Annotated in this window: 17 protein-coding genes and 1 pseudogene; 4 read left to right on the forward strand and 14 right to left on the reverse strand. The window is 61.5% G+C overall.

Going from position 1 to position 22477, the window contains the following annotated elements:
• Nucleotides 1-259 precede the first annotated feature (259 nt).
• Nucleotides 260-538, forward strand: a complete 279-nt coding sequence (locus tag TSA1_RS41135) for a CPCC family cysteine-rich protein (RefSeq protein ID WP_100177159.1) — start codon at nt 260-262, stop codon at nt 536-538.
• A gap of 69 nt (nt 539-607) precedes the next feature.
• Here TSA1_RS41135 and TSA1_RS15720 read toward each other — a convergent pair whose 3' ends face one another.
• The 9 genes from TSA1_RS15720 to TSA1_RS15760 form a co-directional block, all read right to left on the reverse strand.
• Entirely contained in the window at nt 608-2110 is a 1503-nt protein-coding gene (locus tag TSA1_RS15720; protein WP_100177160.1) for a class II 3-deoxy-7-phosphoheptulonate synthase, read from the reverse strand.
• Between the two features lie 126 nt (nt 2111-2236).
• The gene (locus tag TSA1_RS15725; protein WP_100177161.1) at nt 2237-3430 is read right to left on the reverse strand and encodes an FAD-dependent monooxygenase; all 1194 of its coding nucleotides are present in this window, start codon (nt 3428-3430) and stop codon (nt 2237-2239) included.
• 47 nt (nt 3431-3477) lie between these two features.
• Nucleotides 3478-6372 (reverse strand): phosphoenolpyruvate carboxylase family protein, encoded by a 2895-nt coding sequence (locus TSA1_RS15730; protein WP_145984312.1) that lies wholly within the window; start codon nt 6370-6372, stop codon nt 3478-3480.
• 558 nt (nt 6373-6930) lie between these two features.
• Nucleotides 6931-7314 (reverse strand): c-type cytochrome, encoded by a 384-nt coding sequence (locus TSA1_RS15735; protein ID WP_100177163.1) that lies wholly within the window; start codon nt 7312-7314, stop codon nt 6931-6933.
• Nucleotides 7315-7327: 13 nt separating this feature from the next.
• A complete protein-coding gene (locus TSA1_RS15740) occupies nt 7328-9097 on the reverse strand; it encodes a GMC family oxidoreductase (RefSeq protein ID WP_100177164.1) in 1770 nt (589 codons plus the stop codon).
• Nucleotides 9098-9107: 10 nt separating this feature from the next.
• Nucleotides 9108-9821 (reverse strand): gluconate 2-dehydrogenase subunit 3 family protein, encoded by a 714-nt coding sequence (locus tag TSA1_RS15745; protein ID WP_210421896.1) that lies wholly within the window; start codon nt 9819-9821, stop codon nt 9108-9110.
• A gap of 63 nt (nt 9822-9884) precedes the next feature.
• A complete protein-coding gene (locus tag TSA1_RS15750) occupies nt 9885-10664 on the reverse strand; it encodes an ABC transporter ATP-binding protein (RefSeq protein WP_100177166.1) in 780 nt (259 codons plus the stop codon).
• A 30-nt stretch (nt 10665-10694) separates the two neighbouring features.
• The gene (locus tag TSA1_RS15755; RefSeq protein ID WP_100177167.1) at nt 10695-11537 is read right to left on the reverse strand and encodes an ABC transporter permease; all 843 of its coding nucleotides are present in this window, start codon (nt 11535-11537) and stop codon (nt 10695-10697) included.
• Nucleotides 11538-11605: 68 nt separating this feature from the next.
• Nucleotides 11606-12511, reverse strand: coding sequence for an ABC transporter substrate-binding protein (locus TSA1_RS15760; protein ID WP_245448287.1), 906 nt, complete (start codon nt 12509-12511; stop codon nt 11606-11608).
• Between TSA1_RS15760 and TSA1_RS39690 the strand changes: the two genes are divergently transcribed.
• Nucleotides 12510-13007, forward strand: a complete 498-nt coding sequence (locus TSA1_RS39690; RefSeq protein WP_174718669.1) for a hypothetical protein — start codon at nt 12510-12512, stop codon at nt 13005-13007. The two genes, TSA1_RS15760 and TSA1_RS39690, sit on opposite strands and share 2 nt — an antisense overlap.
• 89 nt (nt 13008-13096) lie before the next feature.
• On the opposite strand, the gene TSA1_RS15765 is transcribed toward TSA1_RS39690, so the two are convergent.
• From TSA1_RS15765 to TSA1_RS15775, 3 genes are all read right to left on the reverse strand, one after another.
• Nucleotides 13097-14467, reverse strand: coding sequence for an FAD-dependent oxidoreductase (locus TSA1_RS15765; RefSeq protein WP_161497234.1), 1371 nt, complete (start codon nt 14465-14467; stop codon nt 13097-13099).
• A gap of 24 nt (nt 14468-14491) precedes the next feature.
• Nucleotides 14492-15802, reverse strand: a complete 1311-nt coding sequence (locus tag TSA1_RS15770) for an MFS transporter (protein ID WP_100177170.1) — start codon at nt 15800-15802, stop codon at nt 14492-14494.
• A 91-nt stretch (nt 15803-15893) separates the two neighbouring features.
• A complete protein-coding gene (locus tag TSA1_RS15775) occupies nt 15894-17129 on the reverse strand; it encodes a pyridoxal phosphate-dependent aminotransferase (RefSeq protein WP_430649797.1) in 1236 nt (411 codons plus the stop codon).
• Nucleotides 17130-17305: 176 nt separating this feature from the next.
• On the opposite strand from TSA1_RS15775, the gene TSA1_RS15780 reads away from it, so the two are divergent.
• Both TSA1_RS15780 and TSA1_RS15785 read left to right on the forward strand, forming a co-directional pair.
• Complete coding sequence (locus tag TSA1_RS15780) at nt 17306-18328, forward strand: LacI family DNA-binding transcriptional regulator (RefSeq protein ID WP_100177171.1); 1023 nt, start codon at nt 17306-17308, stop codon at nt 18326-18328.
• A gap of 324 nt (nt 18329-18652) precedes the next feature.
• Nucleotides 18653-19546, forward strand: a complete 894-nt coding sequence (locus TSA1_RS15785) for an NAD(P)-dependent oxidoreductase (protein ID WP_100177172.1) — start codon at nt 18653-18655, stop codon at nt 19544-19546.
• 382 nt (nt 19547-19928) lie between these two features.
• On the opposite strand, the gene TSA1_RS15790 is transcribed toward TSA1_RS15785, so the two are convergent.
• Nucleotides 19929-21506 (reverse strand): porin, encoded by a 1578-nt coding sequence (locus TSA1_RS15790; RefSeq protein WP_100177173.1) that lies wholly within the window; start codon nt 21504-21506, stop codon nt 19929-19931.
• Nucleotides 21507-22259: 753 nt separating this feature from the next.
• Nucleotides 22260-22477: pseudogene (locus tag TSA1_RS15795) on the reverse strand (ABC transporter ATP-binding protein); the annotation flags it as partial.

Genomic DNA, 22477 nt, shown 5'->3' on the forward strand with positions numbered 1-22477 from the left:
ATGTCCGATAGCATAATCGGACATCACTGAGCATCACCCGGAAACACCGCAAACATCTTGTTTTATAAGGGTTTCTCGACGTCTTCTGCGAATTATCGTTGCCCTTCAAACGCTTGGTCACTCAGACCAAATTGCACCCAAAGTTACACCCAAAAAGCAACAGACCGCGGAATTTATTCACATGCGTGAATAGAACCTGCGACATGCTTGGATACTAGGCAGTGTTGACAAAGTTGCCCGGCGGCATAGAGCTTCGGGGATGGTGTTCCGCAATATTGTTAAGCCCTTCTCTGAGACGCCCGCATATCGGTGTCCGTGCTGCCGCTGTCGCACACTTCACGAAAGAGGCGGCTACGAGATTTGCCCGGTGTGCTTCTGGGAAGACGACGGGCAAGATGATCACGATGCCGACGAGGTTCGGGGCGGTCCCAATGGCTCACTGTCACTCGCCCATGCGCGACGAAACTTCGAGCAGTGCGGCGCCTCAGACCCGACGCACCAGATGAGCGTCCGGCCTCCCACGGAAACAGAACGCTAAGGCAACGTGAATTTCAACGTTGTCCATCAAACGCCGCCCGCGAGGCGGCTTTTTCATGCTGCCCGAGCGCTATGCTGACACGACATGCGTTCTGCCTTCTGAGCGGCTTGACTCCATTCGAACCTGCTTGCCAGCGATGCGCTCCTTTCTGGCCATCTCGGCAATCAGAAGCGCCAGCTCGAGGGCTTGGTTGGCGTTCAGTCGCGGGTCAACGGCCGTCTGATATCGCAGCGACAACGACTCGTCCGTGACGGATCCGGCTCCGCCTGTGCATTCGGTGACATCCTCGCCGGTCATTTCGAAATGCACGCCGCCCGGATGGGTGCCCTCGGCCCGATGCACGTCGAAGAAGTCGAACACCTCGGACACGATCCGATCGAACGATCGCGTCTTGTAGCCCGACCGCGAGGTGACGGTGTTGCCATGCATCGGGTCGCAGACCCAGACGACGACCCGCCCTGCTTCGCGGACGCGGCGGAGCAGCGGCGGCAGCTTCTGTCTCACCTTGTCGGCTCCCATGCGGACAATCAGCGTCAGCCGACCGGGCTCGTTGTTTGGATTGAGGACGTCGATCAACCGCATCAGGTCGTCGGGTTCAAGGGAGGGCCCGCACTTGAGGCCCAGCGGATTCTTCACTCCGCGCAAGAACTCGACATGCGCTCCGTCAATCTGGCGCGTGCGGTCTCCGATCCAAAGCAGATGGCCAGACACGTCGTACCAATCGCCAGTGTCGCTGTCGATCCGGGTCAAAGCCTGCTCATACGGCAACAGCAGAGCCTCGTGACTGGTGAAACATTCTGTCAGACGAAACGCCGAAATGGTCTCCCCTGCGGCGCTGCAGGCCGCCGCGAATTCCAACGCCTCGTCGAGCCGACTGGCGAAGTTCTGGTAGCGCTCGGCCCAGGGCAATCGGGCAATCAGACGAAGGTTCCACTGGCGCACCTTGTCCAGATTGACATAGCTTCCCTGGGAGAAGGCGCGCAGCAGATTCAGCGTTGCCGCCGATTGGTTGTAGGCCTGGACCATGCGGGCCGGGTTGGGCATGCGCGCCGCCTCGTCGAAATCGGGAGCGTTGACGATGTCACCGCGATAGGACGGCAGCGAAACGCCTTCGATGACCTCCAGCTCGGCAGAGCGCGGCTTGGCGAACTGTCCGGCCACGCGGCCGACTTTCACGACCGGCAGGCCACCGCCGAAAGTCAGGATGACCGCCATTTGCAGCAGCACGCGGTACGTTTCCCGAATCTTGTCGGGATGAAACTCGGCGAAGCTCTCGGCGCAGTCGCCGCCCTGCAGGAGAAACGCCTTGCCCTCAGCTACGCGTGCGAGCGCCGCCTTGAGCGACCGCGCCTCACCGGCGGAAACCAACGGCGGATAATTGCGCAGGATCTGCTCCACCGAGGCCAGCATTCCCGGGTCGCGGTATTGTGGCATCTGCCTCGCAGGCTTGTCGCGCCAGGACCCTGGAGCCCAGCCATACGATGAAGCAGCCTCGTCTGAAGCCGGCAGATCGGTCGCGCGAACATACTGAAAATGATCCGAGACCGGGACCTTCAACCACACGTCGTTCATCTGCGAGCTCCTTGTTACCGGAATGCAGCCTTACGAGTCTTGTCGACGTATCTTGAGACGGAGCTTCTCCGCGCGGCAGCGCAAGCTTGTCGGCACGGGCAGCGCGTCCGCCTCTGGGGAGCGCGCTCACGCCGCTTCTGCAGATCGCGGGAAAGCTGACCGATGCGCTGGAACGGGAACCAGCAATCGCAGACGCTCTTCCCCTTCCTGGAGAATGACGTCGGGTCCTCCCGCCCGATCCGACATGACGATCTCTGCCGTGGCGGGCAACCTGATGCTCTCGTATCGAGCGAGTCCGTCTGCCGGATCACGGCACGCGGCAAGCTCTCTCGATAGCACTTCGGCATCGAGGATTGCCTGTCCGGCGCCATTGGATCCAAGAGGCACCAGCGGATGGGCCGCATCGCCGAGAAGCGTCACCCGGTCGAAACTCCACCGCGGCAACGGGTCTCGATCCATCATCGGGAATTGCAGGATCGTCTGCGCGTTGCTGATCAGTTCGGGAACGTCCAGCCAATCGAAGCGCCAGTCCGCGAAGACCTCGACGAAGTCCTTCGCATCCCCCGGACAGTTCCAGTCCCGCTTGCTGCAGAAACTTCCGGGGTCGGGGACTTCGACTTCGGCCACCCAGTTGATGAGCTGCGTCCCGTCGTCGTAGTCGCGAATGGGATAGATCACCATCTTGCCGACGGCAGGCAGTCCGACGCGCACCATCGTGGCGCCATCGAGAAATTTGGAGCGGCGCGTCACCCCGCGCCACATGAAAACTCCGGAATAGCGAGGCGGGCCTTCATTGGGATAAAATTGCCGGCGGACCTTCGAGTGAATCCCGTCGCACGCGACAACGATTCCCGCACGCTGCGGTTCGAGTTTCTGGCCGGTGCGACGATCCCTGAAGCTCACACATACCTCGTCCTGCTCGGACGAAACGCCGGTACACTCCCAGCCTGTCCTTATTCTGTTGGGTCCGAGACGTTCGCGCACCGCGTCAAGCAGGACCGTCTGCAATTCCGCGCGATGGATCGACAATTGCGGCCAGATTTCGCCGGCAAAATGACCGACGGGCATCTGGTGCAGCGGGCGGCCGCAGCGATCAAAGTAGGCGCTCGACCGGGTGGTGATCGCGCGCTTCTCCAATTCCTTTTCAAGTCCAAGGCCCGCCAGCACCCGCATGGCATAAGGCAGCACATTGATACCAACGCCGACCTGCTGAATAACCGGCGTCGCCTCGTAGATCGTCGAACCGATACCCGCCTTCTCGAGAGACAAGGCCAGAGAGAGGCCGCCGATTCCGCCACCAATGATGATCACGTCACTCATTCTCGTCTCCTGCTTCTCGCAATTACCGTCTGATCCATCCGTGTTGCTCACCGATGGGTTCTCGAACCATTGGTCCGCGTCAGCAGCCGTCTAACCGCCGTGCGAAGGGAATGGGGATGCGGACCGAAGCCGTATTCAGGCTCGTGATCGTTGCTTTCGTGTCGAGGCGCTTCGGGCTCGTCCGCCGCGTAGAAATAGAGATCGGTGTTGGCGGAGAGGATGAAGCCGGAATAGATGTCCTGGATCGCGGCCTTGCTGAAGTGCTGCGGCTCGTGCTTCGTGGCGACGAGAAGCGAGACATAGCGGTCGATCTCGCGCTCTTTCCACGCGACTTCCTGAGCCAGCAGAGGCCACGCACTCAGCAGTTGCTCGGCCGTCAGGTCCTCGGGCCGAGCGGGTTCGACGCCACGCTGGGCCTTGTAGACGAAACGTTTGGCCTGGACGTATTCGACGTGGATCGACGCAAGCAGCTGGCGCGGATCCTTGACGTCGTTCGGCCGGAGGCCATCTGCCTGCGCGATCACCTCGCACCATTCGGGGACCGAGCCGGTCAAAGTCCGCCAGGCAAGCTCCATGCGCGTGCGTGCGGCAGCATAGGCAATGTTCTTGACATAGCCGCGGAAGGTTGCATCCGCCCTGTAGAGATCCCGCAAATCGCCGACGTCCCGTGTCGCCAGCAAGCTGGCGCCGATCAATTCATGATGCACGCCGCTCATCATCAGGGCCCGCGTCCAGGGGATCGCACGAATGGCATCGGGTCGGGATTCCAGCTCCTGCACATCGAAGGCTCGCGACGGAGGGCGGGTGCTCTTGCTGTTGGCACGAACGATGTCGAAGCGCGCGATGCCGCGCAACAGCGCCGGCAGCATCGGGTGCTCGAAGAAGCGCTGCTTGTAGAGCCGAACGATTGCGACCCAGTCCACCCGGGAAATACCATCCGGTCCAGCATTCCGCGATGGCTTCGCGATGCCGAGCGGGGAGCGCCGCATTGCGTTCGCAAGGAGGAGATCCCGCAGGCACTGCTGTGCCATCACGGGCGTCAGCAGATGACTGCGCATCTCCAGGATACCGGAGAGCATGTAGCGCACGTTACGGCCGGCGAATGCGTCAAAAGCCTCGAGATTCTCGGTGATCGGCCCGTTCGAGCGCGCATGCTCGTATCCGATCACGATGCTGGGCACGACTTCTATGCCGAAGCGGCCAGCGATCGCCCGATGGCGCTTGGCGATCTGCATATTCGCGATATGCATCGCCTTGCCGCCCTGCTTGCCGGTGTCGCTGGGCCCGAACGTGATGAACTGCCGCCGGCCGCGCAGCTCCAGATGCTCCCGATAGACCGGATTGGCGTAGAGATCCTCGACCTGTCGCAGCATGGATTCCGCGCCCGCGAGATCCTCGGGCTGCAGCGCGACATCGACACCGTTGCGGTGGCCGGCGGCCGCCAGCAGGAACAGCAGTGCCAAGGGCTCGTCGATGCTGCCGGCTTCAGCAATTCCGTAGATCGTAATCCGGTCGCTATATCTCCTCAGCAGCTTGAGCGTGTTCAGCGTATTGAGGGCGTTCAGGACCCGAATGTGCGCGCGATCGACATTGTAGATGTCGACGTAGTCCCTGCCCTGGTAGTGAGCTGCCTTGTCGTGGAAGGCCTGACTGTTTTCGTCCCAGAAGCGCCGCCACAACTCCTCGGGCATATCCTGGCGCTGACCCTTGCACCCATGAAGGCGGGAGAGAAGCTCGACCCTGTCGGCCGTCGACAGGTCAGCATAGCGGGAAGGCCGGCCGGGGCCGAGCGTCCCCGCGATCAGGCCGGGCGGAATGATGCTGTCCACCACTTCGGTGAACATGGCTGCGTTCTGACGGAATTCGATCTTGAGATAGTGGAAACCGAAGACGCCGATGCGCAGCATCAGCGCGCGCACACGCTCGTCGGCACAATGGCCGCTGGCCTCCAGCTCCAACAGAAGCTGCGACGATGAAGGCAGGGCTTCAGGGTGAGCGGGGTCGAGCCTGTCCGCGAGCTTCCTGAAAACTTCCGAAGCCGGATGGCCGTCGGCGATCTCGGCCAGGTCGCGCCGGTAATTGGCGCGAACGCCCTTCTCGAGCGCGGCAATCAGTTTTTCGGTATGCGCATCCGTGTCGTGCGGGCGGCCGTCGCGGTCACCATAGAGCCAGGTGTATGGCCTGAGGCAGGTCTCCAGACCCGCTGGATCGATCCCTTGCCGAGAGAGCAGACTGCTCGCCTCGCCCAGCGCCAGCGGCAGCGCTGCGTACATGCTGTCCGCGTAGAGCAATTGCGTTGCGATGAGGTCCACGTCCTCATCGGACCAGATCGCGTCCCACAAGCCTTGAAGCGCATCGTGGACCCCGCACTCTAGGGAGTCATTGTTCGGAAGCTGATCCAGAGTTCGCTCCAGGACCTGCACGAGGCCGCGCAAACCTTTGACCACCTTGGCGCGCAGGAACTCGGTCTCCTGGCAATGCAGGCCGATTTCCATGCGCAGAGGCACGCTGTCGCCGAGCGATGGCCGGAAGTCGTGTTGGTCGAGGATGGCCACATCGCGGCGCTGGTGATTGAGACAGGCCTGCAACGACGCATTGATCAGAAGCTGCCGCATCAATACGACGCGGAGCGTTCTCATGTCGTGCGGATCGGAAGAGCACTCCTTGACGCGCTTGGCTGTGCCTTGCGCGATCGAACGGATCGATGACTGCGCGCCGTAGATCTCGCCAAGATCGGCTTCGGAGACGACGACGGCATCGCCATCAGAGAGCACATCCTCCCTCAGAATTCGAATGAACACGTTCCAAATTCGTTCGAACACTTGCTGCGATGCTGCAATGCGGCACACGACATCCTTCCGCATCGACGGAACATCTATACTTTTTGAGTTGCCGTGAATCTCAGATTCTTTGGACTCGGAGATCGCTTCTTGAGAAGACATCGTCTAGCTCCTTCCGGTCCCACGAGATAACCTAACGCTTCTGACAGAATCAGCGAATTTTTATTCACCGATTTTGTTTTCACATCTCGCGGTTAGGTTTTTTACTTATTTTACTTTGCTTCTTCGAGGTCTTTTACTCGCATCAGGCGCCCGCTCATCTTACGGCGGCCTCGCTTTCGCTACGATGAAACGATACCAAATATTGGCAGCGCGTCAATTGAGTGCGATGCACAAATCTCGGTTTAGTTGCACTTATTGCGGGCGCCACCCCGCGTGTGTTTTGCGCATCCTCAGCAAAGCAAACAGGCTTGGCCGAACGACCGTCTGGCGACGGCAGCGTGTTCCGCTCTCGATCAGAGAGTCATGGAATGACGAAACCATTTGATTGCACGAGAGCTCGAGCCCATGACGATCATCGGCGTACGATCCGACGTATCGGCGATGCGTTCTGTGCGGAAGACCAAACACGCGCTGGCGACGCGCGGCCGGGAACAAGCCCGACAGCCCCTCAAGACACCCGGTGGTGCTGCGCCGCTGCCAGGATGACGATCGTCGCGATCACTGTGCGATTGTTGCCTTGTGCAGATAGGCGATCAGATCGTCGCGGTCACTCTTGTCTGGCATCCCTGCAAACGGCATCCGGTTGCCGGGCACAAGCGCCTGAGGTTCAGTCAAGAAGCGATCCAGCGTTGTATCGTCCCAGATGAGACTGCTGCGGCGCATCGCCGGCGAATAACGAAACTGCTCCAAGCTGCCGGCCTTCCGGCCGAAGATCCCCGCAAGCGGCGGCCCGAGGGTGCCCCCCTCCTGTTTGACGGCATGACAGGCATGGCATTTCTCAAACAGGCTTTCACCCTTCGCCAGATCCAGGGCCCGAACGGCGCCCGCGTCGGCGAGGACGAACACACATGCGACAGTCCATTGGCGCACCAGACTCTTCATGATGTTGTGCCGATCAGGTGTGCAAGAGCGGGCCCGGATCCTTCAGATATTTCGTCCGGATCGCGTCGGCGGCCCAATAGGTGAGAGCTCCGACGGCGCCCGTCGGGTTGTAGCCCGAATTGTGCGGAAAGGCGCTGGCGCCCATGACAAAGACATTGGGAACGTCCCAGCTCTGCAGGTACCGATTGAGCGCGCTTTTGCCGGGGTCATGTCCTGCAATCGCGCCTCCAGTGTTGTGCGTACTTTGATAAGGCACGATCGAATAAGGCGCGCGACGCGGCGTCCTGGGACCGAGATGGGTCGGCCCCATCGCGCGGGCGATGTCATGCGCGACGGTCGTCAGATGGGCCGAAAGCTTCTCGTCATTGTCTGTGAAGTTGTAGGTCATCCGCATCAGCGGCAAACCGAAGGCGTTGCGATAAGTCGGATCGAGATCGAGATAGTTGTAGCGACTGGCCATGTTCGAGCCCTGCACCGACATCTGCAGTGTGCGGTTGTACCAGTGCGCGGTCGCCTTCTTCCATTCCGTTCCCCAACGAGGGGTGCCCGGCGGAACGGCACGCTGATTGATCGGACGCCCTCCCAGCGAAGCGCTGTAGATCGAGGCCCCCCCGATGTAACCCACCGGCCCGTGATCGAAATTGTCGCCGTTGAAATCATCAATGACGACGCCCAGCGACCCCGCCCCCATGAAGGGATTGAAAATCCTGTCATCGAAGAACGCCTGCACGACCGTGGCGACCTGGTAGCAATAGCCCTTCCCGACCGTGCCGGTATCGCTGACCGGATCGTAGGGCTTGCCGATGCCGGACAACAGCATCAGGTGCACGTTGCCCAAGCCGTAGGCGCAGAGGATGACGAGGTTGGCGGGCTGCTCGAACTCCTCCCCTGTCAGCACGCTGGTGTAGGAGACTCCGGTTGCCCGCTTGCCATCCGGAGCGAGGTTGACACGCGTGACCCACGCATGCGGCTTCAGGGAGAAGTTCCTATTGCGAAGAGCTGCCGGGATGACCGTAATGTGCGGGCTGGCCTTGGCGTTGGCCTCACACCCGAAGTTCTCGCAGAAACCGCAATATTGGCACTCGCCCAGTTTGATGCCGTCCGGATTGGTGTAGGGCCGGCTCATATTGGCCGCCGGGCGTGGGAATGGATGATAGCCAAGCTTCTTCGTCGTCTCCGTGAACATTTCGCTGGCAAGACTCGGCTTGAGGGGAGGATTCGGATACTCGCGCGCACGCGGCCCCTCGAAGGGATTGCCTCCCTCCTGAATCCGGCCGGCGATGTTGCCCGCTTTGCCGGAGATACCAGCCATATACTCGAACTTGTCGTAGAAGGGTTCGAGTTCGGCATAGCTCATCGGCCAGTCAGCCAACTGCATGTCCTGCGGGATGAAGGATTTTCCGTATCGCTCTTCCACGCGGGAGCGCAGCGCATGGTCGTGCGGAGAAAGACGATAGGTCTGTCCATTCCAGTGGACGCCGGCGCCCCCCACGCCTTCGCCCGGCAGGAACGAGCCGAGCTTGCGCATCGGCAGCGCCCGTTCGGCCGGCCTGTTCCTGAAGGTGAGCGTATCGCGGCTTACGTCCATGAACAGCTCGTTGCGGACCGCATAGCGCAGTTCGTCACGGATCATTGGCACCGAGAAACCAGCGTCCGAGCGCGGAGCGCCTCGCTCCAATCCGACCACCGTCAGGCCCGCATCCGACAGTTCCTTGGCCATGATGCCGCCGGTCCAGCCCATGCCGACGATGACGACGTCGACCTCCTTGAGTTTCGTCGTCATCGGATCGTCCTCACGAGAGATCGGCAATGCCGAGCGGTTCAACCAGATACGGCTCGCCGCGGAAACGCTCGATGTTCTCGGCATGCGCGGCCATGACACCGGGAAATCCGACCAACCTCCAGCCACGCTTGTCCTTGTTGCCGCCATAGATCGGATCGGCGAACAGACCTTCCATGACATTGGCGTAGGCCATGTCGAAAAACACCTGTGCCGGAATCTGCTGCAGACGCAGACTTCCGTCCGAGAGCGCCAGCATGATTTGCTGGCGCTGCGCGGGTTGGAGCCTGTCGAAACTACCGCCATGGACGGCCTCGCAATGGGCCTCCACGGCGCGGATGGCGCTGCGGTAGAGATCGGCCGGAGCAAGCGGCAGCTGATAGCCCTGCTGCGATGTGCCGGCGGGCCAGGGACCGAGCAGATACATCCGCGCCCCGCGACCCCAGGCACCGGCGAGCTGCCTGTCGATATAAATGGTGACGCCGAGTTCCGTGCCCGAGGGCGAGAGTTCGTCGGCCGGAATAAGATGATCAACGAAAGCCTCGATGAAGGCCACCTCGTTGAGATCGAAGAACTGATAGCATCGCGCCGACGCGTTCGCGGCTGGACCGTCCTGAACCTTGTCCTTCGGTGCCGCCTCCGCAGTAGCGGGGGCAACGGGAATCGCGACCCCGACACCCACGACTCCCGCCATCGTCAATAGATCGCGCCGAGCTATATCCGCCATCTTGATCTCCCCCGGCACGCTGTTCATGCGGCCAAATGTGCAGAGCCTTGTCGTCGCAGCGCTTCAGGATGCATGGAGCGACACATCGCCCGCAATGAGCGACCAGATCTCTTTCTTCAATTCGCCCCACGCAGGAGACAGTTGAACATCGATATTGCGCGGCCGCTCGAGGTCGTTGGTGATGACAGCCTTGATCTGGCCGGGATGGGGCGACATCACGACAATCCGATCGGCCGTGATCAATGCCTCATCGATGTTGTGCGTGACGAGCACGACGGTTTTGAGGCTCTCCCGCTGAATCCGGCTCAGCTCCTCCTGCAGAACGTGACGCGTCATGGCGTCGAGTGCAGCGAACGGCTCGTCCATCAATAGCACCTCCGGATCGGCCGCCAGACTACGCGCGAGCGTCACGCGCTGCTGCATGCCCCCGGACAACTCGGCCGGATAATGGTCGGCGAAGCCGTGCAGCCCGACCATCTCGATGAAGCGGCCGGCGACGCTCCGGCACTCGTTGGCCGGCAGGCCCTTCATGCGGGGTCCGAACTCGACGTTCTTGCGAACCGTCTGCCACGGAAACAGCGCATAGGATTGGAACACCATGCCGCAGCGCGGATCGATGCCCGTGATCGGGATCGATCGCAGCAGGATGTCGCCCTGCGAGGGAGGCGTAAAGCCCGCGAACATATTCAGCAAGGTCGACTTGCCGCAACCGGACGCGCCGAGAAGACACAGAAATTCGTGCTCGTACACGTCGAGATTCACATCGCGCAGCGCCAGAACATCCTCGTTCTGACGCACGGAAAACGACTTGCTGACGTGTTGTGCGGAGAGAATGACAGACATCGGGACGTCCTTTGTCGCGGAAGTCAGGGATCAGTTCTGGCGCCTGTGGCGCTCCCAGGGCAGCAGAGCGCGCTCCAGCCTGTTGGCCAGGAGGTCGGCGACCAGCACCGTCGCGGAGATGCTGACCATGCCGACCAGCACCAGCGCGAGATTGCCCCAGTCCTTCGCCGACCAGATCAAGGCGCCGAGCCCACTCTGGGCCGCGACCATTTCGGCCGACAGGACGCAGGACCACGCGATGGCAAGGCTGACCTTGAGACCGGACAGGATGCCCGGGAGGGCACCGGGAAGGACGACCTCCCTCATCACGGCGAATTCGGAAGCGCCAAGGTTTCTCGCAGCTTTGATCAGGATGGGATCCACCCGCTTGGTGCTCTCCACCGTGTAGAGCAGAACGTAGATCCAGGAGCCCATGAACACGATGGCGACCTTCTGAGCCTCGCCAATGCCGAGCCACAACATCGTCAGCGGGATCCAGGTGATGGAGGGCAGCGGACGCAGCAGCGAGATCAGCGGATCGAGCAGCGCCTTCGCCGGCCACCAGCTCCCCATCAGCACGCCGAGCGGGATCGCGACGGCCGCGGCAAGAGCGAAGCCCAGAAAGACCCGTAGCGACGACGCAGCAATGGCCCACCACAGTTCGTGAGTGGCGGCGACGCCAGCGGCTTCGCTTGCGACCTTGAACGGAGATGGAAGAAACAGCGGAGAAACCCAACCCCGCTCGGTCACGAGCGCCCAGGTGATGCAGAAGGCGAACACCCCGAGGATGTTGAGCAGGATGATCGGTCGGTCACGAAGACTCGAACCGTGCTTCCGCTTCGTCCGATCGGGCGGAGCGACGAGATTGCTGGCGATATCGCGTGCCGAAGTCATGTCACCTGTCTTTCCATCAAAATGTGCCGCGGGCAGTGCTGCTCCGCCTTGCGCGGATCAGCGAACCTTCACAGTTCCGGAACAAACGACGTGTTTTCCCATTGCTTGACGTCGGGAGCGCTCTCGATCTTCTTGTTCCGATGGAGCCAGGACGAAAGAAACTGCATCTGCTCAGTGTGCCTGTTCATGTGCTCTCTCCAGCCTTTCGAGCCGTAATATTTGAAGTTCTTGATGCCGGCGAGCACGACATCGGTTGGTTGCCGGAAGAGCGGCGCGACGGCAGCGGCCGCGGCTTCGGGATTCTGGTTCACATAATCAGCCCCGCGCATGATCGCGACTGCGAGCCGACGCGCCTGATCGGGATGCTCCTCCACGAGCTTCCGGGAGATGATCAGGATGTCCGGTGAGGACATCGTGCCGAAACGCTTGTAGGTCTCGGTGTCGGCGTCGGTGCCCAGAAGCTTTCCATCCGGTACAGCCTTCTTGAGGTTGTCGAGCAGCGGCTGCCATACACAGGCTGCATCGACATCGCCGCGTCCGAGAGCCAGTGCCATCTCATTGGGCGACAGATTGACAAACTGAACGTCCCGTACGCTCATGCCGGCATTCTGGAGCAGGCCGTCCATCGTCACTTCGGCCGACGTGTTGGCGGCGACTTTCTTGCCCTTGAGATCGGGAAAAGACTGGAAGCCTGCCCGAGCCCAGCATCCTTCGCTGCCGGGAGAATCATCGACATTGGCGAAATAGAAAAAGCTGTTGTTGCCGCGCGACATTTCGCTGATCACCGTCGAGCGGCCCAGATTGCTGAACGCGACGGAGCCCGCAGTCACGGCCCGGATACGGTCGCTCGAACTCAAGATCACCTGGACGTTGACGTCCAAGCCTTCGTCTCTAAAAAAACCCTTCTCGATGGCAACGAGAATGGGGACCTGGCCCAGCCAGGTGACGGAACCCGCAAAGTCGAGCTTGGGCATGGGTTCTGCAGCCGCCGGCCTCGAGGAGGCCTGCAGCACAAAGACCGCCGCGACCACCGCCGCCCAACCGAAAATCCTGGTCGATTTCCGCATCATCCATCCTCCAGCGCACACCGGCCTCCTCTCTGCAAGCAAATCGCAGGCCAATTATGAAACGGTTCCAAACGACCATTCGAAATTGCCGATGTGCTGGTCCTCGGCGCATTTTCGTCGCGAGACGCCGTTCTCTGACATCGCCGAGCGGATAGCCTTCTTACTGCGACTCCACCGATCGCTTAATCTCTGCGCATCGTTGCAGCGATTGTCATCACGAGCGCCGGCGCCGCGGCAGGCTCGCTCGTTCGGTGAAGGCTCATGCCTGCGCTTTCACCCGCCGCATCGAGTGCATGATGGCCCCGCCTATGCAGGCTTGCGAATTCTTCAGAGACGAGGAAATCGCCGCGATGAAGCGAGACGGCGGCGCTTGTCGGCGTCTATGCGCGCGCAAGCGTCATGATTGACGACGGACTCAACGCGCGCCCCCGATCGGCAAGCCGGCGCATGACGTCGATCTTGATCCGACCTCGCCCGGCACGGCTCGCGTGATCAGTTCACGGCCTGTCGATGGCTCGCGCGTTGAGAAGCGCTGCTGGGGCGACCCCGGCGGCGTTCATGCCAGACGTCGATGCGATCCATCCATCTCCGCTGCAACGCCGCTCCGCCGGCAATCACCCTGGCTCCCATCGGCCACCGCGGAACGTCCTGCGGGCCGACGACGGCAAACGCGAGCTCGTCGGAATGCGCATCGGCGGCCCGGCGCGCAAGGTCGCGACCGAGCAATGGGCCAAGAGCAAGGCCGCGCCCGCTGAGGCCGAGCCCAACCATGACGCCCGGCGCCGCCTCGATGATGCGCGGGTACTGGTCCGGTGCCATATCGATCCAACCGCTCCAGCTCGACTGCCAGGTCACGCGCCCGAGGTGCGGAAAAAGTCCGGCAATGCGAGCGGCCGCGTGCTGGATATTGCCACCGCCGCTTGAAAACAACGGCCCCTCTATGGTCACCACAAGACGCCCGTCTCTGGTGAGGCGAACTCCAGACGGCAGGCGGCGCGTATCCGTCAGCGCTCGTCCGCCCGGAAGGATCGTGCTCGATATCTCGGCGCGCAGCGGTTCGCTCGCGACCTGGTGGACACGGATCGGAAGAACGTGGGCGCCGACGCCGGGCGCCAGATCGTTTCGATAAGCGTTCGTGCAGACCAATATCTTGTCGGCAATCAATGTCCCGGAGCCGGTCTTCAACTCCCAACTGCTCGCGCCGTGACGGCGGATCGCTTCCACCGGCGAACGGCAGAACAGGCTAACACCGTTCATTGCCGCGGCCCGCGCGAGGCCGACGGTGAACGCGAAGGAGTTCAGCGTACCGCCGCGGTGATCGAGCAGCGCGCCCGGATAATCCCCGCCGCCGATCGCCTGTGAGGTCTCGTCGCGATCGAGGAGATCGACGGTCAATCCGCGCTTACGCCAGAAGGCCGCACGTTGCTTCAGTCGCTCGAGACCTTCGGAAGAATGGGCCGCGAAAATCAGCCCGCCTTGAGTCGCCTCGCAGGCGATCTGGTAGGTCTTGATCAATTCAAAGACAAAATCGGGACCGCTGGCGGCGGCCGTCACCAACCGCTCGCCCAGAGCTGCGCCGAACAGATTCAGCGCGTGCCCGGATTCGTGCTTCAGGTAGGGAACAACCTGGCCGAAACTCCGTCCGCTTGCGCCAGTGCCGATCCCATTGGCTTCCACGACGGCAACAGTCATGCCGAGTCTCGCGGCATGGAGCGCCGCCGACAAGCCTGTGAGCCCTCCCCCGATGACCGCCACGTCGGCACGCTCGCATCCCGTCAGGACTCGGGTCGGGAGACTGTCGACGCCTGCCGTGTAGACCTGAGGCAGCGAAGTTTCATTGTCATGCAACAACCCATCTCGCACGACGCTCTCCTTCTCCAAAAAACATCACAGCAGGCTCTCGGGTGGCACAGCCTGCTGTCGATTGGCCAGGGCACGATCAAGCATGAGCAACAGCGGAGGAGCGGCCCAGGTCATCGCGAGGGCCAGCAGGGCGACAGCATCCATTCCGACAAGCTGCCCACCCGGCGCAAGAGCCAGCAGAAATGGCGCACTGGCTGCTCCCGCAGCTTGCGCAAGATTGGTGACCGCAGCGATGAGGGATTGAAATGCCGCGCGCTCGGCCACAGCCGGCACCCTGGTCACCCAGGCCTGGTTAACCGTGCTGCGCACCAGTTGAAACGCGATGACAAGGGCAAACAATGGAATTGCAGGCAAGTCGATCACACCACGGTCGATGAAGACGACCCCCAGCAGACCGGTGGTCACGACTGCGACAGCAATTGAGACCGCCGTCGCGCCGAAGCTGTCGACAAGGCGACCGGTGAGCGGCATCACCAACACGCTCAACATGCCGCCCAGCAGATAGACATCGGCCAGGCGCGCCGGCGACAGGCCGGCGTTATGGACTGCGAAGATGGCCAGATTCGGCGAGATCAGCAGAGCCGCATAGGATGCACTTCCGATCAACATGAATGCGAGAATGCTGGCGCGCGCGGTGACGAGCTCAATCATGGCCGCATGCTGCTCGGACCAATTCCACCTGCGCAATTCGGCCAGGTGCTGGCGTTGAGCGCCGATTTGCCAGCTGACGATTCCGGCCAGAATGAGGGTGATGACGGCGATGCCAACGAAATTCATCTGCCAGCCCATGTCCGAGGCCGCGACCATGACCCCCAGGGGCAGCCCGGCGATCAATGCCAGGCCGTAGGCGCCGATCAATATCCCGACCGCCGCGCCGCGCCGTTCCGTCGGCACATTGTCCGAGGCGATCGCGATGAGCAGCCCCCACAAGGGACCGGCGAACAATCCGGCAAGCGCCCGCATGAGAACGAGCCCGACGATGTCCGTCGCCGCCGCGCAGACGGCTGTCGCGGCGACGAAACCGAGCGCGCAGGCAACCAGCGCGTTGCGGCGGTCAAATCTATCGAGGAAAACGGCCGCTACGAATCCGCCAACGGCAGCGGCGATCGAATAGCTGCTGCCAAGGAAACCGACTTGCTGAGGTGGAAAGCCGAGACTGTCCGCAAGGAACGGGCCCAGCGGAAAGATGATGATGGAGCTCAAGGCGACCACGAACGCGACCGTGCTGAGCAGAACGATGGTCTGCCGCTCCGAAAGCCGGGGTCGATCGGTCGCAGCCATGCCCTGTGCCGAACTGATCAGACCGCCCTGCTGCGAATGGTCATACAGACCCACGGAGACTCCTTACATGGCGCTCGGCTGCTGCGGGGAAACCAGAGGTGCCGGACGCGCGAGCGGATGATCCGGCGCCGATGAGCCGGATTGGTCAGGCCACGGCCGCCGCCACGCCGATGCGTTCAAGCTGCTTGCAGGCGGCGGTGATCCGCTCCAGCCCCTGCTCCAGCCGCTGATTGGACGCCGCATAGGACAACCGAAAATGTCCGGGCATGCCGAACGCGGAGCCGTGCACGAGCCCCACGCCGGCATAATCCAGCAGATACAGCACGAAATCCTCGTCACTGGCGATGAGGCCTCCATCCGGACGCCGCGCTCCGATGAATTCCGCACAAGACGGGAAGACATAGAAGGCTCCCTCCGGCTTGTGGCAGACGATCCCATCGATCGAATTGAGGCCGTCGACGATCATGTCGCGCCGCTTTTCGAACGCAGAGACGTGCCCGGCAATGAAATCTTGCGAGCCGGTGAGAGCCTCCAGAGCCGCGGCCTGACTGATCGAAGACGGATTCGTCGTCGAATGGGACTGGATCGCCGCCATGGCCTTGATCAGTGGACGCGGCCCGGCACCGTAGCCGATGCGCCAGCCAGTCATGCAGTAGGTCTTCGACACCCCGTTCATAGTCAGGGTGCGATCATAGAGCTTCGGCTCGATCTGAGCGGGGGTGACAAATTCGAAGTCGCCGTAGGTCAGGTGCTCGTAAATGTCGTCGGTGAGCACCCAGACGTGCGGGTGACGCAGGAGCACGTCGGTGAGCGCCTTGAGCTCCGACCTCGTATAGGCCGCGCCCGACGGATTGGACGGAGAATTGAGGATCACCCAGCGTGTCCTGGGCGTGATCGCCGCCTCGAGGTCGGCGGCCGCGAGCTTGAAGCCCCGCTCCGCCGCGCACGGCACGATCACCGGCGTTCCCTCGGCAAGCAACACGATTTCCGGATAGGAGACCCAGTAGGGAGCCGGAATAACGACCTCGTCTCCAGGGCTCACGCTTGCGGTCAACGCATTGTAGACGACCTGCTTTCCCCCGGTGCTGACGACGACCTGATCACGCTCATAACTCAATCCATTCTCGCGCAGGAACTTGCTGGCGACCGCATCCTTCAGGGCGGGCGTGCCATCAACGGCCGTGTACTTGGTCTCTCCCCGCCCGATCGCCGCGGACGCGGCCGCCTTGATGTGATCCGGGGTGTCGAAATCGGGCTCCCCGGCAACGAGGCTGAGAACATCCCGGCCGGTCGCAGCGAGAGCCGCAACACGAGCCGAGAGGGTGACCGTCGGCGAGGGTTTGACGCGCGTCAGACGCTGAGCGACTTGGAACAAGTTCATCTCCCAAAAGGCTAGAAAGGCAGCCATTATGATCGCTTTCGCAAGAGTGTCAATGAACCGTTTCCAATCGATAAGAAAATCTCCTCGTCTATTTCACGTGACGCGTTCATTTCCGTGCTATGGGCGCGATGACGCCTCCGGGCGCTCGAGAGGCTGCCAGAAGGGAGGATCCGGCAATGGGAAAGGCGACGAAGCGCACTGTCACTATTCGCGATGTCGCTGCGGCGGCCGACGTTGCCGTCGGAACGGTTTCTCGGGTCTTGAACGATCATCAATCGGTCACCAAGCAAGTACGCGAACGCGTGCAGAAAACGATTCTGACACTGGGCTATCAGCGAAACGCCATCGCCCAGAGCATGCGCAGCGCCCGGACCAAGATGGTCGCCTGCGCCATACGCGACTTCGATATTCCGGCGTTCGCCAGCTATGTGAAAGCAGCAGAGGCAACCTTCCGGAGTGCCGGCTACACCTTCATTCTTGCCAGCACCGCCAACGACAAGGACGTCGAGCTGTCTCTGCTACAGACATTCGGCCAACGCCGCGTCGATGGCGTGATGATGACGATGAGCGACGAGACCGATCCGGATCTCGTCAATGCGATCACCCACGTGGCCATGCCGATTGTGCTGATCGATCGCGAACTCGTCCAATCCGTTGATAGCGTTTCGGCAGATCACCGGGCCGGCGCCCGTCAAGCCACCGAGTATCTGCTGTCGCTTGGCCATCGCCGCATTGCGCTTCTGGTCGGCGATCCGAAGGCCTATCCTTCCCGTAGCCGCATCGAAGGCTATACGGAGGCTCATCGTTCTTTCGGGGTTCCGGTCGATCCACACCTCATTCGCGATCGCCTGCTCTCAAACGAGGCGACGTTTCGCGAAACCGCGGCTCTGCTGGGCCGCAGCGAGCGGCCGACGGCGATCTATGCCGCTGGTCTCGACACGCTGTCCGGACCCTTGCGCGCTGTGCGCACAGCCGGCTTGGTGGTGGGACAGGACATCTCCATCGTCAGCGGAAACGACTCCGATCTTGCCGAGCTCAACACGCCGCCTATCACGGCGTTGCGCTGGGACCGCTCGGAAATGGGCCGCCATGCCGCCGAGATGCTGCTCGACAGGATTGAGCACGGACGGCAGTCGCCGCCCCGCCGCATCCGGCTTCCTGTATCGCTTGTGGTCCGCGGCTCCTGCAGACCGGCTTGACCCAACGATCCAGACCTATCCTTCAAAGCTGAAGCGACCAATTTCGTCGCGGGCAATGCCTGCCCGCACAGCATTGTATTGTGCCCACCTCGACTGTCGTGAAGTTGTAGCGTCGGATCCAGCTAACTCTCAGCGCGCGAACCACTCTGCATGATTGCGTTTGGTTGCGCCCGTGCCCCTCCCCGCCTCCAGCCCGTGCCGATATCTCTCACGGGAGCTGAAGAAGAAACTGGTCAAAAATTTTGATGAAACGGTTCATTGACAGCAAGAGGTTGAGCTGTAAGGATCGCCCGTGTTCAGGGTCCTTTTCTTTCGGAGCATCGGATGCAGCATCCCAGGATCGGTTTTGTTGGTTTTGGAGAAGCCGCGCAGTGCTTTGCGTCGCACCTAACAGCGCAGGGCGTGGGACCGATCCTGGCCTACTGCAACGGAAAGGTGAATCGACCGCCTTATTCCGAAGCCTTCGTGGCCCAGGCCGGCCGATGCGGCGTGACGCTTGTCGATACGCTCGACAGCCTATCCGACATGGACGTCGTTTTTTCGGCGGTGGTGGTTGCCGTCGCGGGGGCGACAGGGGAAGCGATCGCGAAAATCATCAAGCCAGGCACGCTGGTCGTCGACATAAATGCCTCGACACCGACCACCAAGAAGCGCGTGGCAAAAGCCGTCGAAGCGCGCGGTGGCCTGTTCGCCGACGCCAATCTGATGGGCGCAGTGAGTCTCTATAAGGCGACCGTCCCACTCTATACGTCGGGCAGCGGGGCTGCGCAATTTGCCGGCAGCTTTGCACCCTTTGGCTTCACGATCGACGTCGCAGGGCCGGAAGCGGGCACGGCGGCTGCGGTCAAGATGCTGCGCAGCGTCGTCACCAAAGGAATTGAAGCGCTGGTGGTGGAAGCGCTGACGGCGGCCTCATTGGCCGGCGTCCGACAGGAAGCCCTCCGCGGTATCTGCGACACGATGGATGCGACAACTTTCAGCAAGTTCGTGGACATGTGCATCCGCACAGATGTCCTGCACGCCGAACGCCGGGCAATCGAGATGGAAGGTGCGCGCGACGGTCTGCAGGAGCTCGGCTTGGAGCCTGTCATGACCGAGGCGGTCGTAAAACGGCTCCGCCTCTCATCGGATTCAGCACTACGGAGCAACTTTGCTGCGCGCCAGAGCTATAGTGCGGATGATGTGCTTGACGCATACCGTCAGAAGATTGCGTTGTAATTCTGAGCACGGCGACATTGGGCCCCGCCGATCAGCATGATCGCCAATAGTCGGAATGCACGGTCAACCGCCTGAGCGACCAGGCATGTTTTCCAAGCTTGCTCGAGGTGCCGGCAGTGGACACTCCAGAGAGAATAGTTCTGCCGTACCAGGCTGATTGATGCCTCATCCAAATTGTTCGGCGGCGCCTTTCTGGTCGCGACGCGATCTTATGCGCGCCTCGGAATAGTGCGACAGACGGGGGTCTCTTGCGAGCCGGCATGTCGTGGCTCGGTGGAGCAGTCAATATCGTCACAACGCTCGATCCGGCTCGTCGGGCCGCGGTCTTTGGAATTGACCCGGCGGCTTCCCACCGGGTTTTTGTTCACGTGCTCTGACAGTTCTACCAGTTGCGCTGAGCGCGGAGGAGCATGCTGAGGGTGTTCTGATCCTTGAGCTCGTAGGTCGCGACGGGCTTCGCCGGAACGACGATCAGAGCGGCCGGGGTCACGACACCCGAGTACTTTTGGTCGAGATGGGTCCAGGCGAAATCTGCCGAGAAGGTCAGGTTCTTCACGGGGGCCCAGCGCGTGATGATACCGGCCTGAGCAACGTTGAAATCAGGATTACAGCCGGTCACGCCAGCAACCGAGGAGAACACTCCGCCAGCGCCGCAGAGCGTAGTCTTGGCCAAAGTGCCGAACTGAACCTGAGCGTAGGCACCGTAGATCGCGGTGTTCCAGAACGGATCCCAATTATGGGTGTACGCACCGCGGAAGCCCCAGGTCTTGACGGTTTCCTGCGAGCTGCCCGTGACGAATACGGTATCCGGAACCGAGGCGAAGCCGATGCTCTGATAGGCAATGCCCGAGCTGCCGAACATCGAGTAGGCGCTGCCCGCAAGGTTCTGGAAGTTGTAGCGGGTCGCGCCATCTGTGTAGACGCCCGAAATGTTGATCGAGTCACCCGCGCCAGTCGGGATGTTCTTGATCGATAGAGCCAGCTGAACCGCCCAACCCCACTTGTCGTCGGGGTGGCCAGTCGGCTCGGTCGCGCCGTAATAGGCGACGTGGTTGTCATGCGCTGCCACAGACGCCTGGAACAGACCCCAGGCCTGATCCACGCGGACCATACCGACGAGATTCGGGGAGCGGGTGCCTCCGATGGCGTTGGAGCCATACGAACCACCAAGCATGCCCGCCGCGGTCGCGCCAGACATGTTGAGGTTGCCAGCCTGATAGTACTGGGTCGCGTCTTCCGCCGAGAACGATGCCGTTACGCCCTGCCCGAAGTCGGCGGTGTAGGTGAACTGGAGGACGCCTGTGACCGTGCCGCTGCCACCGACGAGAGCGTCGTAGTTATTGCCGGGATAGTTGGTCCAGGGCGCGTCGAACTGCGACACGGCCTTACCCATTGTGAAGCCGGCGAACTGAATAAAGGCATAGTACAGGCCGAACGAACCGGCCGAAGTGTTGCCATCGGTGCCGTTCACCGAGCCCGAGCCAGAGCCGACCAAGGCCGTGCCAGCGGAGTTCAGGCCCAAGGTGCCGCTATACTGGGTTCCACCCGTAGCGCTGCCAGTTCCAACGTAGTTACCGGTCGTCCACGAGAAGACGCTGTCGAAGAACGTGCGCACTAAGCCGTACTCGGTCGCGGTGCGTGTGTCGATGTTGAGGTCTTCACGGGCTTTAGCGGTATAGTAGTTCGTCAAGCGATTTTTCGAACCATTGGCGCCTTGGCCCGAGACGTTCTGGTTGCCGGTAAAGTCCGAATTGGTGCCCAGCGTGGCGTCGACGCGCAGGTAACCACCCAGCTTGATGCAGGTGTCAGTGCCCGGGATGTAGTAGAATCCGGCGCCGTAAAGGGAGCAGATCCTAACGTACTCGACCGCCTTGGCCTTCACGGGGAGGTCGGCAGCAAACGCGCCGGAGACAGCCATTAGGCCGGCGGAGCTGAGAAAGAGCATCTTCGTCAACTTCATTAGTACCTCCAATCGGTTCCTGAGGCGCGACGCCTCGGTTCAAGCCTTCTCGAATAGAAGGAACGCGTTCCAAATCCCGCCAAGCAGCAGCTCGAATGCTGCAATGCGCGAGACTCGTGATCACTCCAATTGGGGTCGTTTTCAGCCATTTTCAGCAGAAAACAGAGATGATCATCCCCGCCCCAATTCCATCGCATCGAAATGAAACGTTACCAAATACGCGCCACGCGTCAATTGAACGCGACGCACAAAACTCGACTGAGTTGCACAAATTACCAGCGTTGCCCCTGCGTTTGTTTTGCGCAGTCCCCGCCTGCCCGCCGATGGCCGGCTCTCGAAATTTTGTGGTCCGCTATGTCTGGGGCCAAACAAGCGTACAAGTCGGAGGCTGTGCCGCAGGCCGCGCTAGTTAGGGATCGGCCTGCACGCGGTTGTGCTCGCCCATTTTCTCTAGTCTAGGCGCGAAATCGCGCCACCGAAGTGGTGTCGAAGGGCATCCCAGATCCGCTTTCGCGCGCCGGCGGCGACCTATCTGACATGACTCGACCGCAGCAGGCTCGAGCTCTCCGCTTTGGATTCTCAGTATTTTCTGAACACCGCGAAGATAGGGTTTGCCGAAGGCGAGACCTTCGATCCCGCGAGCCGGCAATTCGTCCAGCTTCAACTTCGCTAATCCCAATTCTGGACGAAACGCTGGACTGACGACCGCTCGCCTTCACAGCAATGCTAGAAAGATGGCCAGAGATACATACATCATTCGACCTGAATGTGAACGCCGCCACGCGCAGTCTGCTCGACGACGGCGTCTATGCCATAGACCTGCCTCAGTGTCGGCGTCGTGATCACATCCCGTGGGTGGCCATGCGCGAACAGCCGCCCCCCGCTCATGACCGTCACCGTATCGGCCCATGATGCGGCGGCCTGGAGATCGTGCAGCACCAGGATCACGATCACGCCCTTGCGCGCCTCCT

It is taken from the genome of Bradyrhizobium nitroreducens (assembly GCF_002776695.1).
GTDB classification, from domain to species: Bacteria; Pseudomonadota; Alphaproteobacteria; order Rhizobiales; family Xanthobacteraceae; genus Bradyrhizobium; species Bradyrhizobium nitroreducens.

Coding starts and splice junctions, on each gene's coding strand:
- TSA1_RS15730 (WP_145984312.1), bottom strand. CDS start 6,372: ATGTCTTCTCAAGAAGCGATCTCCGAGTCCAAAGAATCTGAGATTCAC.
- TSA1_RS15790 (WP_100177173.1), bottom strand. CDS start 21,506: ATGAAGTTGACGAAGATGCTCTTTCTCAGCTCCGCCGGCCTAATGGCT.
- TSA1_RS39690 (WP_174718669.1), top strand. CDS start 12,510: ATGGGTTCTGCAGCCGCCGGCCTCGAGGAGGCCTGCAGCACAAAGACC.
- TSA1_RS15740 (WP_100177164.1), bottom strand. CDS start 9,097: ATGACGACGAAACTCAAGGAGGTCGACGTCGTCATCGTCGGCATGGGC.
- TSA1_RS15760 (WP_245448287.1), bottom strand. CDS start 12,511: ATGCCCAAGCTCGACTTTGCGGGTTCCGTCACCTGGCTGGGCCAGGTC.
- TSA1_RS15720 (WP_100177160.1), bottom strand. CDS start 2,110: ATGAACGACGTGTGGTTGAAGGTCCCGGTCTCGGATCATTTTCAGTAT.
- TSA1_RS15785 (WP_100177172.1), top strand. CDS start 18,653: ATGCAGCATCCCAGGATCGGTTTTGTTGGTTTTGGAGAAGCCGCGCAG.
- TSA1_RS15735 (WP_100177163.1), bottom strand. CDS start 7,314: ATGAAGAGTCTGGTGCGCCAATGGACTGTCGCATGTGTGTTCGTCCTC.
- TSA1_RS15750 (WP_100177166.1), bottom strand. CDS start 10,664: ATGTCTGTCATTCTCTCCGCACAACACGTCAGCAAGTCGTTTTCCGTG.
- TSA1_RS15745 (WP_210421896.1), bottom strand. CDS start 9,821: ATGGCGGATATAGCTCGGCGCGATCTATTGACGATGGCGGGAGTCGTG.
- TSA1_RS15755 (WP_100177167.1), bottom strand. CDS start 11,537: ATGACTTCGGCACGCGATATCGCCAGCAATCTCGTCGCTCCGCCCGAT.
- TSA1_RS15775 (WP_430649797.1), bottom strand. CDS start 17,129: ATGAACTTGTTCCAAGTCGCTCAGCGTCTGACGCGCGTCAAACCCTCG.
- TSA1_RS41135 (WP_100177159.1), top strand. CDS start 260: ATGGTGTTCCGCAATATTGTTAAGCCCTTCTCTGAGACGCCCGCATAT.
- TSA1_RS15725 (WP_100177161.1), bottom strand. CDS start 3,430: ATGAGTGACGTGATCATCATTGGTGGCGGAATCGGCGGCCTCTCTCTG.
- TSA1_RS15780 (WP_100177171.1), top strand. CDS start 17,306: ATGGGAAAGGCGACGAAGCGCACTGTCACTATTCGCGATGTCGCTGCG.